Origin of the sequence: Desulfosoma sp. (assembly GCA_037481875.1) — a bacterium.
Taxonomy (GTDB): Bacteria; Desulfobacterota; Syntrophobacteria; order Syntrophobacterales; family DSM-9756; genus Desulfosoma.
In genome coordinates, this window is the sequence record JBBFKY010000002.1 from 437,698 (window position 1) to 449,511 (window position 11,814).

General features: G+C 53.5%; 16 protein-coding genes, 1 tRNA gene and 1 other RNA gene. 9 read left to right on the forward strand and 9 right to left on the reverse strand.

The genetic code is table 11. The features are described 5' to 3' along the window. Nucleotides 1-74: 74 nt before the first annotated feature. Nucleotides 75-1,028, forward strand: a complete 954-nt coding sequence (locus WHS46_04750) for a patatin-like phospholipase family protein (protein ID MEJ5347982.1) — start codon at nt 75-77, stop codon at nt 1,026-1,028. A gap of 1,173 nt (nt 1,029-2,201) precedes the next feature. Here the strand turns inward: WHS46_04750 and WHS46_04755 are convergent. The 7 genes from WHS46_04755 to WHS46_04785 are packed head-to-tail and all read right to left on the reverse strand — an operon-like array spanning nt 2,202 to nt 5,911. Next, a complete protein-coding gene (locus WHS46_04755; protein MEJ5347983.1) occupies nt 2,202-2,804 on the reverse strand; it encodes an ATP synthase F0 subunit B in 603 nt (200 codons plus the stop codon). An 18-nt stretch (nt 2,805-2,822) separates the two neighbouring features. Then, on the reverse strand, nt 2,823-3,248 hold the full coding sequence (locus tag WHS46_04760; GenBank protein MEJ5347984.1) for an ATP synthase F0 subunit B: 426 nt from the start codon (nt 3,246-3,248) through the stop codon (nt 2,823-2,825). 31 nt (nt 3,249-3,279) lie between these two features. Then, on the reverse strand, nt 3,280-3,531 hold the full coding sequence (atpE, locus tag WHS46_04765; protein MEJ5347985.1) for an ATP synthase F0 subunit C: 252 nt from the start codon (nt 3,529-3,531) through the stop codon (nt 3,280-3,282). 42 nt (nt 3,532-3,573) lie between these two features. Continuing rightward, nucleotides 3,574-4,548, reverse strand: a complete 975-nt coding sequence (gene atpE, locus WHS46_04770; GenBank protein ID MEJ5347986.1) for an ATP synthase F0 subunit C — start codon at nt 4,546-4,548, stop codon at nt 3,574-3,576. A gap of 1 nt (nt 4,549) precedes the next feature. Further along, nucleotides 4,550-5,224 (reverse strand): F0F1 ATP synthase subunit A, encoded by a 675-nt coding sequence (atpB, locus tag WHS46_04775; protein ID MEJ5347987.1) that lies wholly within the window; start codon nt 5,222-5,224, stop codon nt 4,550-4,552. 34 nt (nt 5,225-5,258) lie between these two features. Beyond that, complete coding sequence (locus WHS46_04780) at nt 5,259-5,690, reverse strand: ATP synthase subunit I (protein ID MEJ5347988.1); 432 nt, start codon at nt 5,688-5,690, stop codon at nt 5,259-5,261. Continuing rightward, nucleotides 5,687-5,911 carry an AtpZ/AtpI family protein gene (locus tag WHS46_04785; protein ID MEJ5347989.1) on the reverse strand — a complete coding sequence of 75 codons (225 nt, stop codon included), beginning with the start codon at nt 5,909-5,911 and terminating at the stop codon, nt 5,687-5,689. The genes WHS46_04780 and WHS46_04785 overlap by 4 nt, the downstream gene beginning before the upstream one ends. A 258-nt stretch (nt 5,912-6,169) precedes the next feature. On the opposite strand from WHS46_04785, the gene WHS46_04790 reads away from it, so the two are divergent. Beyond that, the gene (locus tag WHS46_04790) at nt 6,170-7,873 is read left to right on the forward strand and encodes a L,D-transpeptidase family protein (protein ID MEJ5347990.1); all 1,704 of its coding nucleotides are present in this window, start codon (nt 6,170-6,172) and stop codon (nt 7,871-7,873) included. Here WHS46_04790 and WHS46_04795 read toward each other — a convergent pair. Together WHS46_04795 and WHS46_04800 are read right to left on the reverse strand one after the other, a co-directional pair. Then, on the reverse strand, nt 7,836-8,384 hold the full coding sequence (locus WHS46_04795; GenBank protein MEJ5347991.1) for a DUF882 domain-containing protein: 549 nt from the start codon (nt 8,382-8,384) through the stop codon (nt 7,836-7,838). The genes WHS46_04790 and WHS46_04795 overlap by 38 nt on opposite strands. 281 nt (nt 8,385-8,665) lie before the next feature. Continuing rightward, nucleotides 8,666-9,274, reverse strand: coding sequence for a DUF3786 domain-containing protein (locus WHS46_04800; protein MEJ5347992.1), 609 nt, complete (start codon nt 9,272-9,274; stop codon nt 8,666-8,668). A 204-nt stretch (nt 9,275-9,478) separates the two neighbouring features. Between WHS46_04800 and ssrA the strand changes: the two genes are divergently transcribed. From ssrA to WHS46_04835, 7 genes are all read left to right on the forward strand, one after another. After that, nucleotides 9,479-9,835: a transfer-messenger RNA gene (gene ssrA / locus WHS46_04805) on the forward strand. A 126-nt stretch (nt 9,836-9,961) separates the two neighbouring features. After that, the gene (locus WHS46_04810; protein MEJ5347993.1) at nt 9,962-10,150 is read left to right on the forward strand and encodes a hypothetical protein; all 189 of its coding nucleotides are present in this window, start codon (nt 9,962-9,964) and stop codon (nt 10,148-10,150) included. A 330-nt stretch (nt 10,151-10,480) separates the two neighbouring features. Then, nucleotides 10,481-10,678 carry a rubredoxin gene (locus tag WHS46_04815; protein ID MEJ5347994.1) on the forward strand — a complete coding sequence of 66 codons (198 nt, stop codon included), beginning with the start codon at nt 10,481-10,483 and terminating at the stop codon, nt 10,676-10,678. A gap of 42 nt (nt 10,679-10,720) precedes the next feature. Further along, nucleotides 10,721-10,846 carry a hypothetical protein gene (locus tag WHS46_04820; GenBank protein ID MEJ5347995.1) on the forward strand — a complete coding sequence of 42 codons (126 nt, stop codon included), beginning with the start codon at nt 10,721-10,723 and terminating at the stop codon, nt 10,844-10,846. Beyond that, a complete protein-coding gene (locus WHS46_04825) occupies nt 10,846-11,289 on the forward strand; it encodes a flavodoxin domain-containing protein (protein ID MEJ5347996.1) in 444 nt (147 codons plus the stop codon). The genes WHS46_04820 and WHS46_04825 overlap by 1 nt, the downstream gene beginning before the upstream one ends. An 87-nt stretch (nt 11,290-11,376) precedes the next feature. Next, nucleotides 11,377-11,452, forward strand: a tRNA-Ala gene (locus tag WHS46_04830). Between the two features lie 127 nt (nt 11,453-11,579). Then, nucleotides 11,580-11,711 carry a hypothetical protein gene (locus WHS46_04835; protein ID MEJ5347997.1) on the forward strand — a complete coding sequence of 44 codons (132 nt, stop codon included), beginning with the start codon at nt 11,580-11,582 and terminating at the stop codon, nt 11,709-11,711. The last annotated feature ends 103 nt before the right edge of the window (nt 11,712-11,814 follow it).

Genomic DNA, 11,814 nt, shown 5'->3' on the forward strand with positions numbered 1-11,814 from the left:
TCAAGTTATTCCCTTTTCGCTCATACCCGACGGTCGCTCTGCATGAGCACGGCACGTACGAGAATGGAGGTGGTATGCTGAAAACCGCTTTGGTCCTTAGCGGAGGCGCTGCCAGGGGTATCGCTCATTTAGGTGTGCTTCGCAATCTCAATAACGACATTTTTCCCGTGCACATGATTCTGGGAACCAGCATGGGAGCCGTCATCGGTGCCTTGTATGCCCATCATGGATCGGCGGAAATTGTCGAAGAAAAGATTCGCTCCTTCGTCAGCAGCCCTGTTTTTCGAGAAACCCTCTCTTTGGCCGTAGATGAAAACAGCGGCTCGTCTTCCGCATCGTCACTCTTTGACCGTTTCGGGCAACAAATTCGAAAAGGTTATCTTTACACACGTCTCGTCACTCGAACCAGCCTGGTCCCTGAAGATGATTACTGGAAGCTTCTTGGGGAAATTGTTCCCGACATACGCATCGAGGATCTGCCTGTTCCATTCGGTGCCGTCGCTCTGGATATTCTTACGGGAGAAGAAGTGGTCTTGACCACCGGGTCTTTGCTCAAAGCATTAGGGGCCAGTGCTTCCATTCCGGGCATGGGTCCTCCCGTGCGCTATCAGGGCAGGTTATTGGTGGATGGCGGATGGATCGATAATGTGCCGTGCGTTCCTGCGCGATGCCTCGGCGCTCGTTTCGTGGTCGCTGTGGACACCTCTTCGGAAGTGGCCGACATTCAGCCCCTTCCCAGCTGCGCTCTGGAATATGCCCTCAGAAGCAGCGAGGCTTCCCGGATCGCTTTGAACAAGCTGAGGCTGCAAAACGCGGATATCGTCGTTCGGCCGAGGGTATCTTACATTCGCTGGTCGGATTTTCACCTTTTTGAACAGAGCCTTCAAGCCGGTGAAGAAGCTTGGCGTGCGGCGGCTTTGGCCCTTAGGAAAGCCTATCGGCGTTACCGCGTCAACCCTTGGCTGCGAGTGCGGGCTAGATGGCGATCGGGTTCCTCACCTTCTGGATCCCCCCTGGTTTTTCTTTAGCAACCCTTGTTCATTTCACAAAATCAAACAAAACCTCGATGCCACAAAAGCTCTCTTTAGGGAGAAGATCGGCTACTACGCCGCTATGAAACCATCGCAGCGCATCCTCATGCCCAGCCCATGGGCGAAACACCGTTCGAGCCACCCATCTTGCCACCTGTCGACCGTTCTCTGAAAGTTATCCAGACCTGATCAGATATAACCGAACTCGGTCAGGGCCGGTTTCGGGCTTCATCGAGGCCGGGTTCCCTCCGGTCTCACGTCTCGAGCCGGAGCCTGACTCTTCACAGACTGCCACCGGGGAACTTACGGTTATGCCTTTTAGATCGATCGCTCCGTTAAGGTCGTCATCGGGCGCGGGGCCGGACTCCGGGCAGGTCCTGAACTGCACAGCATACTGAAGGGATCCGGCTGCGTGGAAACCAACGATAGACCACAACCACCACCATGCTAGGACGTTGGGCTTTGTGTTCCAGTTTCCGACGGCGCTCGGCAAAGCCCATGTATGCAATGGTACGCGTCAGATGCCGATTCTTGACCCTGCCAGGTATGGTTGGGTCGACGATACAGATGGTATGAGGCCAACGTGTTATGGCGCAGGGGAACTTGTGGGGCACGTTTTTAGGATGTCGGCAATGCGTGCATGAAGCCGTGAAAGCTTCATGTTGGTTCCGGCGCGGTCGGGCGAGCCTTTTGGTTTGGGCAAGAAACTCCTGGAAAGCCTTTCCAAGACCTTGAACAGCGCCTTGGGTCGTTTTGGACCGCGGCGTGCAGGTGCGCACCGCCGACTCCTGGGCTGCATCCTTAACACGGCCCAGAATCCCATTCCGTCGAGAGGGTCGCTGACGCCGCAACACCTAAGTCCCCATCCGGCTCGTTTGGTTTTAGGCACAGCGCGGCAAAACATCGTCGACCGCCAAGGTCGACGGGGCGAAAGGGGAAAGCCCACGAAGCCACCACCAACCACGGTGCGCCTTCGTGGATACAGTTCTTCAGCCACGGAGGCAAAACTCAGGCGAAGCGGAACACAGTCGGCAGGGCGGGTGAAGAGGGGCGCGAGCCGCCCCCTTCAAGCCCAAAACGAGGCTTGGTTCTCAAACGCCCCGCCTCAGGCCGGCTCATGATACGGGAACTTCCCCTCGTTTCCAGGGAAGACTCGGTCTTGAACAGTTCCTAGGGTTCCGCCGTTTCGGCCGAACCTTGCGCTTTTTGGATAAGCAGGATGTAATTTTCTAAAAGAAGCCGATGATCATTTTTGGTCATTTTCTTTCGAATTCGCTCCTCAGCCATCGCTACGGCTGCTTCCACCACTTCAGCTCGAAACCTCTTTTTGGCGTCTTCAAATTCGCGCGCCGCCACCAGCTTGGCTTCCTCGAGAATCTGTCGGCGAGTGCGATCAGCTTGGGCAAGAATTTTGTTTTTTTCTTCCTGGCCGATCTCGTGGTAGTAGGCCTTGATGGCTTTGATCTTTTCATCCAGCCCGGCCAAAAGCTCTTCCAGCTCACGACGACGGCGTTCCAATGCCCTTTCCTTTTCGGCGATCTCGTCAAAGACACCGGCGATGGCCAGTTGGCGCCCTTTAATAAAATTGACCACAGGCCCCTTCAGGTACTTAAGAATGAAATAGACGAGTATACCGAAATTGATCCATCGCCAGCTCAGATCCCATAGGGATCTCTCAATGCCAAAAACAGTCGACGATGCACCGAAGGCGTAGTCACCCCCTTCAAAGGCGACCAGCAGCAGCCCCCCCATGATCCCTAAGGCTCGCACCATGCTCAAACTCCAGATCCTCTATATTTTACGCCCCACGACCTTCGTGGAAATTTCGTAAGAGAGTGCCCGAGCCAGTTTCTGGAGGCTCTTTCTTGCCTTGCCCAGCTCAACCTCCACTTCGGCACGCACCTTCTGGCGCAAAGCCGTGATCTCCTCCTGAGTCGTCAGCATCGTCCGATGGGCTTCTTCCTGTGCCTCTGCCTTGGCTGCCTCACTAGCTTTCCGGGCCTCCCACTCCGCCGCTTGAAGCCTAGCGTTGTAAGCCGCCGCCATCTTTTCCAATTCCACTCCCGCAGATTCCAGCGCTTTTTCTTTTTCTTCAATCGAGCGTTCCCGCTCTAAAACAAGCCGGTAAAGCGGCTGGATCATCATGCGGTTTAGAATGAACAGAAGCACCAGGAACAAGGTCACTTGAACGACGATCGTTGCATTCAGGCTGATCATGGCAGACTCGTTCTTCGGCCTTACGGCCCGTTTACTTCACCACGAACATGAGCAACAAGGCAACAACCAGCGAGTAAATACCGGTCGACTCGGACACGGCCTGTCCCACAAGCATGGTCCGCGTCAGCAGGCCTGCTTCTTCAGGACGACGGCCAATGGCCTCACAAGCTTTTCCCGCGGCATATCCTTCACCCACACCCGGTCCGATGGCTCCCAGCCCCATGGCCAGTCCCGCTCCAAGCAAGGCTGCCGCACGCACCAAATCCGCACCCGTAAATTCCATAGCTCTTCTCCTCCTTTGATGACTGCTTCCTGCGTTGCTTCTTTAAGCGTTCAGAATCAGTAAAAGCGCCACGACGAGCGAATAGATTCCCGTCGATTCGGATACCGCCTGTCCAACCAACATCGTGCGGGTTAACAAAGTAGCCTCTTCGGGCACACGGCCAATCTGATCCAAAGCATAGTAGCCTGTGATGCCTTCACCGATCCCAGGACCGATCCCTCCAAACCCCATCGCCAAGCCCGCTCCCAGCAGAGCAAAAGAAGGAACATAGCTGGTGCTTTCCGGAAACCCTTTGAAAATCAGGATGAGACTGATCAAAAAACCGTAAATCGCCGTGGATTGCGTCGTTCCCATGCCCACCAACATTGCCGTGGTGATAGACCTTTGTGCTTCTGGATTACGCGCCAGGCTGCGGCAGGCTCCGGCTCCCACCACGCCTCCACCCATCCCGGGTCCAATGGCAGCCAAGCCCGTGGACAATCCGGCGCCGACTAGGGCCGCCCAATAGGGGTAGTAGGGTTTGGAGCCAAAGTCCAAAAACATGAGAAGAAAGGCGACGACCAAGCCAAAGATACAGGGCGTTTGAGTGATGGAGGATCCGATCAGCATGTTCAAGGTAATCTGACCCCCGGCACTCGGCTGCCGTCCTATTGCTACACAGGCCTCCGCGGCCGGATATCCTGCACCGATGCCGGATCCGACAGCGGAAAGTCCAGCCGATAGGCCCGCACCCACATAAGCCCAAGCTGCCAAAACCGTTTTTCCCTCCAAAGCACCGAACATCAACAGCATGGAAACGACGAGAGCGAAAATACCTGCCGTTTCCGCAATGGCTTGGCCGGTCAGCATCGTCTTCAAAATATCCCCGGACATTCTCGGACGATAGCTCAAAATGCTGTTGGCCTTACCCGCGGTATAGCCTTCACCCAAAGCGGCGCCAATGGCCCCAAAACCGACGGACACACCTGCCCCGAAATAACTTGCCGCGTGAATCCATGTGATTTGGTCAATGGCCATGCTACTTTACCTGCACCGAAATGTAGACGAGGGTTAACATTGTGAACACAAACGCCTGAACCGTCCCCACAAAAAGTCCGAAGAACCCGTAAAGAAACGGGGGAATGACCAAGCCGTAAACCAGATGCGAAACCACGAGAATGATGATGGACCCACCCATGATGTTTCCATAAAGACGGAAAGATATGGAAATCACCTTGGCCAGCTCGCCGATGACGTTAAGAGGCATCATAAAAAACACCGGTTCAAAATATTCCTTGGCATACCGCCAGAAGCCCTTCGTCTTGATTCCCGCATAATGGGCAATGATAAAACCCATTATTCCCAAACCAAGCGTGGTGTTCAGGTCTTTTGTCGGTTCATCCATGTGAGGCAAGACGCCGATCCAATTGGAAAGAAGAAGGAACATGAAAAGAGAGCAAATGAGGGGAAAATACTTTTTGGCCATTTTCTCGTCTAAGGCATCTTTGGTCAAATTCCAAAATGTCTGCACGAAAAGTTCCGCCACCATCTGGCATGGGTTGGGCACATACTGAGTCTTACGGGTGGCGTAGAAAGCAAAGACGATGAGAAGGCCCATGACGGTGAGCGTCATCACGATGGTCGTGGCATTGAACACGAGGTGATAGCCTGCCACGTCCAAAGTCCATACCCATACGTGGGTCAATTCTTCCATGCTTCACTCCGCTTCCTGCTGCCGAGCCCTGGATTTACGCGCTCGGCTCCTCAGTCGACCGCGCACCCATCCAACGCCTGATCACAAGGTGCTCACCCATGATCGCTAACTGCACGGTAAACAAACCCGCAACAACCGCCCAAAATCTAAACTGGTCGCTCTTTAACCCCACAATCAAGGGAATCGCCAACAAACCGAACCGAAACGCCAGCGACACAAAGGCCAAACCCGCCGCTCTTTTTCTGTTCTTAAAGGTTCCAACTTGATACGGTAAAATGTATGCCATAATCACAAAATTAAGGACACTGAATAGTGCCCCCAGAACCAAACCCTTGGCTACAGCGACAAAACCCAACAGATAGACCACTAGACCGACCATCACGGCCCCAGTAAAGGCTCCTCGCACCAAACGTCTTTGATAACTGTGATAGGCTTGAAAGCCTTCGGGTGGAATCTGTGCGCTCATTTCTTGGGAAGCCTCGTTATCTGCCGGTACACCGTCACCGCCCCTCCCACGATGCCGAACAAGATGAAAAGGACAAGAAACAAGCCGCGCGTTCCGAGCCACTTGTCCAGGTAATAGCCTACCATGAAGCAGAATGCGATACTTCCCGCCATGGTCAACCCCACCTGGGTGACCAAGGCTAAATATTCTATGCTGTCCCTCTTCTTCTTGAAGTCCTTCACAACCCTTTGACGGTCCTTTCTCAAAAAGCCTCGACCGTATGGCGTCGGCTTTTTCTTACCAGAGCGACAAGAATATGTGAAATATTTTTTTAAGCCCTTCCGGGATTTTTTATTCCAGACAGTGATCCGCTCTTGGCAGAAAGGCGCTGATGGTGTCAAATAGGCGGCACGGTTCGATGCTCTGCAAATTGAAAATCTGGGAGAGTTGCGGCTGTGTTGTTCGAAAGGATCTGCCATCTGAAACGGGTCTTCTCCAAAATGCTTGGGATCTTCTTGGGGGTCTGCACGAGCCTTGCCTTCCTTTTCACTCCTCATGCCTTGGCCCGGCATGCTTCCGTTGAAGAAGCTTTGCAGGGGATCCTTTCCCACCCAGGTGCGGAAGAAAACCTCTATGCGGCTTGTCAAAGGCTTCAGTCCGCACCGGAAATGATCGCTTTTTACCGGAATCGAGGATATGCACCGGCATGGCTGGAAGACTCAAAACCTTCTTCGTGGGCCAGCGATTTCGTTCGTTTTCTTCAAGAGGAAGCCTCCAATCACGGTTTAAATCCAGATGATTATCACCTTTCCTGTCTTAAGGCGCTTCTTGATGTGATCGAGAACGCACGTCGTAAACAACGGGAGCTTTCTTCGAGCCTTTTGGCGAATCTGGACCTGGTGCTGACGGACGCTTTTTTGGTCTTGTTTTCCCATCTCTCTTCTGGACGCGTGAACCCGACGGCTCTGGATTCTCAATGGATGGCCCATGCTCACCAGGCAGACTTGATCGCCGGACTGGAAGAATTCCTAAACCACCATGATCTTCGCCGCACCCTGCGCCACTTCGCCCCCCCTGACGAAGATTACTGGCGCCTTGTAGCCGCCGTGCCGACTCAAAGAAAAATGGCCGCTCAAGGACCCTGGCCGGTCTTGCCTGAAGGCCCCAGCCTTCATCCCGGAGAAAAGGACCCTCGAGTCCCCATCCTGCGCCGTCAACTTTATCTATTGGGTGATTATGCCTCTCAGCCGTCAAAAAGCTCGGACATTTACGACGCGGAGCTGGTCAAAGCCGTCCGCCGTTTTCAAGAGCGCCACGGGCTCGGTGCCGATGGCGTTGTGGGAAAGAAAACCATTCAGGCACTCAACGTGTCACCCCGAGACCGACTCTTGCAAATGCTGGCCAATCTGGAACGTCGCCGATGGCTTCCTCGAACCTGGGGGCAACGCTACGTGGTGGTCAATACGGCCGACTATTCCCTGACAGCCTACGAACACGGTGCCAGCGTATTAAAAATGAAGGTCATCGTCGGTGAAAGTGCCACTTCCACGCCCGTATTCAGTGAAGTGATGCGTTACGTGGAACTGAATCCTTATTGGAATGTCCCCAAAAGTATCGCGACGGAAGAGATGCTGCCCAAGATACGAAGGGATCCAAGCTATCTGGAGCGGCATCACTATGAACTGTTGGCCACCTCGGGGGATAGAACGGTCCGGCTGGATCCCACAAGCATTGATTGGCAAACAGTGCGGGCGGAGAATTTCCCCGGCCGAATTCGGCAATTGCCGGGCCCTTGGAACGCTTTGGGCCGTATCAAGTTTGTGCTTCCCAACCGATTCAGTGTTTACCTGCATGACACTCCGGAACGGCATCTCTTTCAAAGACCGCACCGGGCTCTAAGCCACGGCTGCATTCGCCTGGAAAAACCCCTGGATCTGGCCTTGTTCGTCCTTCAAGACGATCCCAAATGGACCCGTGAATCCTTACAAAAACTCATGGACAGCGGTAAACGTCACATAATTCCGCTGCTCAAGCCATGCACGGTGCATTTGCTCTACATCACGGTTTGGGTCCATGAAGATGGTCGTGTCCACTTTCGCCAGGACATTTATGGCCGGGATAAAATCTTGGTGGAGGCTTTGAAGCTAGAAAGATTGGCTTTGGAAGCTACCAGTAGCGCACGGGACCCACATCCAGGTGGATGAAGTCGCTGTAAGTGCCCACACCACCGGCTCTGAAATCGGCCGCAGCGGATCGAAGAGCGTCCAAGGACACCCCTTCAATATAGACATCCGCCGCCATGGCCTTCATATGATAGCTTTTTTCAGCCACTGAATAGCCCTGTTGGCGAAGGTACTCGTTGTAAACAGGGGATCTGTACCCTGAAACCAAAAAATAAGGTCGACGATACGCTCTGAGGCGCTGCTGCACCGCATCCAACAAGAGATACAAAGACCGGTCCACAGGGCGAATCGTATTGGTAAAATGGCACCGAAAAAGATAGTCGAGCCGTCGTAAGGCCCGAGCATCCAGGCGGCCGTTTCGGCTCATGTAACGGACCGTGAGTTGTTCATCGGTATGAAGGTTGTAGACGCTTAGAACACCGGAAAACCTTCGAAGATAGGGGGCTGCCAGAACCGGGTTCGAGCGCATTAGAACCATGCCGGAACTGAGGCCGGCTCCAAGGATGCCTTTGAAAAAATCGCGCCTGGTCATCGTTGCCCTCACCTCATGAAACACGACCGCTCCCTATAGCCTAAGCCACGTGAAGCCAGACCTCATCGGCCTTGCCAGGGCATGGGGACCTTTCACAAAAACCGGCCCTGAACCGCTCACCTTTTGGCATTTGTCGGCGCAAACCAGGGACGTGCGGGGCCATGTGTTGTCGGGGCTGAGCTGTGTGTTCGCCCTTGGTTTGGCCGCTTTTACGAAGCTCCTAGCAAAGGCGGCTCATGGTGTCAATCTCACAGATACCATCCCAGGAAGCCGCTAAGGTTTCAGGTTGTTTGACAGACCGCAATAAGTTCTTGCGCAGTGTATTCGGCCACATCCGCCAAGGCGTCCAAAGGCATAAAGGAGGCGCAATCTCCTCCAAAGAGGCAAGTGACCGCCGCGGGAAACTCATCGTCCGCTTCATGAACGATGTAGTAAAGCGGGATTCGAGGAAACGGGTAAAGAGTGAAAGAAAAATCTCCGGACGGTGCATCCGTGTTGCGATGTCCGGAAAAAAACGGAATCAGATGATCCAGCCGAGCCTTGATTTTCGGCACATGGGGTACCAGAACCTGTTCTGCATGAACCGCAAAAGCGGCCTGGTAGGGACCGCTGTTGGGAATTTCCTTGAAAGCTTTAAGAGGATGCAACGGGGCGGTTCGTTCAGGAACATGGGCCGCATAAATGGCGGTGAGGACCGCTCTTGGTCCCACGTCCAAGACACTATCAAAGAAAACACTTTCACACTGGATGGTGCATCTTTTTCCAAAAGCTTCAAAAGACAGAGCCCCCGAAGAATCCGGCACAGCAGGCACCGCTTTGGCAAGAGATTCTAGGGATCGATCCCAAGCCTTTTTCAAGTATTCTCGAATGATCTCTTCATAGCCGCTCATATCCGTTGCCTCTTTTTCGTGCTTTTTTGTCTTAAAGGCCCTACGGACCCGTTCATAATCGAAAGAACCCCTGACCGCAACCTCTTAGAAACCCATTTGTCGCTTGACTCCTCTTGCCGATGCGCTTATATATCAGTAGTAATGATTACGGACTTGCAGAGGTTCACTGCACTCCCTTCGGTAAATGCCGTCTGGCACATTTAGGGGGGCGAAAAGGGTTCGACGGAGGTCATGAAGCTTAAGAAGCATGCCGGGGGTCCTGGCCGCCCGTATTCCGGTCGGGGTTAAAGCAAACGCAGACGACTATGCGTACGCTGCAGCCGCTTAAGCCGGCTGCCGTTCCTTCGGCCTAAGCCCGTACGGCCGAAAGGGGCGTCGACTCCTCGGGCTGGTTTTCAAGGCCGCGCCCTAGGCCGAGAAAACGAGAACCTTCAGGGCTAGCTTCCAGAGGATCCGGCGCACGGGGAGCCCGCGGAAGCGAAACTCAAAACTGTGGCTAAGCATGTAGAAACTTAAGCGGAAGGCTTTCGGACGCGGGTTCGATTCCCGCCGCCTCCACCATCGATTTCGCAGGTCAATACGGTTCATTAAAGGGCTTGACGCTCTCGCTTGACGGCATTTTAATAGGATCGATCAGTGAAGACAACTTGGAGTTTCACAGCCACACCGAAGTGTGGAGGCTCAACTATGGAACAAAAAAGACACTTAACCTTTGAAGATTACATTCGGCTTCAATTGCAAGAGATCCAGAAACACAAATGGATTGAAAGCGAAAAGGCGGGAAGGGATCTGGGCCAAGACGCCGTTTTCGACTGGATCGAACAGTATGCCGAAGACTTTCGCCGCTATTACGAACCCATGCTTCAAGACGACTGAACCTTTGACGTGCTGTATGCCTTTCATTTCCAGACTCTCGACCGTCGCATCCCACCCGTGGTCGACGCTCATGACAACAACCTTTCAACTCCAGTATCAAGGCTAAACGATCCTTCACGGCACATTAAGATCCTTACCCTCGCTGCGCAAACCTGAATCCCCCTCTTGCCTTTTGCGAAAAGGCTTTTCTCCATGGAATTAAAATCTACGGGTTTTTTTGCTCAACATCCGTTGACAGCGTTCCAATAACGCATAAGTTTCAGTTGTAATGCTTCTAAAACCTACGGCGCTTCGAGAACTGAACGGTAAAATGAGGGAGGGAAAGGCACGATGGGTAAGCCGGAGGAATGTTATCGTTGTGGGGGACCGACGTGTGGTTTCGTTTATGATCCTGATCGCGGAGATAAACGAGGCAAAATTCCCAAAGGAACTCCCTTTGAGGAACTTCCCGATGATTGGAAGTGCCCGGTGTGTGGAGCGCGCAAAAAGAGTTTTTGTTGCATGACCGAAACGGAAACTTCCCGATAGGTTCTGAGAATCCTTTTCCATCCGTGCCGTAAGGAGTCATCCATGGCGGTATTTCAATGCACCAAGTGTGGTTTTGAAAAGGATAGTCGTTGTAAGCCCCAAAAGTGCCCTCAGTGTGGTGAAAAGAAAACTTTTGAAAAGAAACCCGAAGAAGGAGGGAAAGCCTGATGAAAGTGCTCATCGCGTATGTGAGTCGGACCGGACACACGGAAAAAATGGCCAACTACATTGCTGAAGGCGTCCGCTTTGCCGGGCATGAGCCGGTACTTAAGAAAATTTCCGACATCAAGAAAGCGGACGAAATCAAGGGCTATGACGCCTACATTTTCGGGTCTCCCACCTACCATCGCGACATGACCCAAAGCATGAAAACCTTTCTGTTTATGGCCCAGGAAGCGGGCTTGGAAGGCAAGGTTGGCGGCGCTTTTGGATCCTACACCCACAGCGGCGACGCTCCCAAGTACATCTACGACACCATGGAACATGTCTTCAAGATGCGCATGACAAGTCTTGGGTCTTTCAACCTTCTGGAACACAAGGTCAACACTTCCGAAGGCATGAGGGCCTGTCAGGATTACGGTCGAGTCCTCGGCGAAATGCTCAACGCCTAACCTACTTCTTCCGCCATTCCTCGGCGCATGCAAAAGGGGGTTGACAGGGGCATGCGCCGGCTGCTATAGGATCGCCCACATGCCGCTGGGGCTGTAGCTCAGTTGGGAGAGCGCTTGAATGGCATTCAAGAGGTCAGGGGTTCGACTCCCCTCAGCTCCACCAGGAATTTCAAGGGTTAGCCGAACGGCTAACCTTTTCTTTTGAAGTCGGCCGGCCGGGCCCATGGTGCCGCCGGCCCATGCGAGTGCAAAACGCTTCTCGACATGAGGGCGAAACAAGGGGGAAAGTCATGCCGTCCAATACGCACAAGACGCGTCTTATTCGCAAAAGAAAAGACAAACCCAACAAGGACAATCGTAAGGCCGACCAAAAGAGAATGCAAAAGAATCTGGAAATCCTTGCCAAAGCCTCTCAGGGCTGAAAAGGTGGGTCTCGCCCGTCTGTTCGGCTGGAATGCCCGCGCTCCCAAGGATAAATTTCCGGTCACCCTCGTAGGGGCGGACCCATGTGTTCGCCCCTGGGCC

What these genes read in the sequence shown, in the direction of transcription:
- WHS46_04750 (MEJ5347982.1), top strand. Translation starts at nt 75, where the DNA reads ATGCTGAAAACCGCTTTGGTCCTTAGCGGAGGCGCTGCCAGGGGTATC.
- WHS46_04755 (MEJ5347983.1), bottom strand. Translation starts at nt 2,804, where the DNA reads ATGGTGCGAGCCTTAGGGATCATGGGGGGGCTGCTGCTGGTCGCCTTT.
- WHS46_04760 (MEJ5347984.1), bottom strand. Translation starts at nt 3,248, where the DNA reads ATGATCAGCCTGAATGCAACGATCGTCGTTCAAGTGACCTTGTTCCTG.
- atpE (MEJ5347985.1), bottom strand. Translation starts at nt 3,531, where the DNA reads ATGGAATTTACGGGTGCGGATTTGGTGCGTGCGGCAGCCTTGCTTGGA.
- atpE (MEJ5347986.1), bottom strand. Translation starts at nt 4,548, where the DNA reads ATGGCCATTGACCAAATCACATGGATTCACGCGGCAAGTTATTTCGGG.
- atpB (MEJ5347987.1), bottom strand. Translation starts at nt 5,224, where the DNA reads ATGGAAGAATTGACCCACGTATGGGTATGGACTTTGGACGTGGCAGGC.
- WHS46_04780 (MEJ5347988.1), bottom strand. Translation starts at nt 5,690, where the DNA reads ATGAGCGCACAGATTCCACCCGAAGGCTTTCAAGCCTATCACAGTTAT.
- WHS46_04790 (MEJ5347990.1), top strand. Translation starts at nt 6,170, where the DNA reads ATGCTTGGGATCTTCTTGGGGGTCTGCACGAGCCTTGCCTTCCTTTTC.
- WHS46_04795 (MEJ5347991.1), bottom strand. Translation starts at nt 8,384, where the DNA reads ATGACCAGGCGCGATTTTTTCAAAGGCATCCTTGGAGCCGGCCTCAGT.
- WHS46_04800 (MEJ5347992.1), bottom strand. Translation starts at nt 9,274, where the DNA reads ATGAGCGGCTATGAAGAGATCATTCGAGAATACTTGAAAAAGGCTTGG.
- WHS46_04810 (MEJ5347993.1), top strand. Translation starts at nt 9,962, where the DNA reads ATGGAACAAAAAAGACACTTAACCTTTGAAGATTACATTCGGCTTCAA.
- WHS46_04815 (MEJ5347994.1), top strand. Translation starts at nt 10,481, where the DNA reads ATGGGTAAGCCGGAGGAATGTTATCGTTGTGGGGGACCGACGTGTGGT.
- WHS46_04820 (MEJ5347995.1), top strand. Translation starts at nt 10,721, where the DNA reads ATGGCGGTATTTCAATGCACCAAGTGTGGTTTTGAAAAGGATAGTCGT.
- WHS46_04825 (MEJ5347996.1), top strand. Translation starts at nt 10,846, where the DNA reads ATGAAAGTGCTCATCGCGTATGTGAGTCGGACCGGACACACGGAAAAA.
- WHS46_04835 (MEJ5347997.1), top strand. Translation starts at nt 11,580, where the DNA reads ATGCCGTCCAATACGCACAAGACGCGTCTTATTCGCAAAAGAAAAGAC.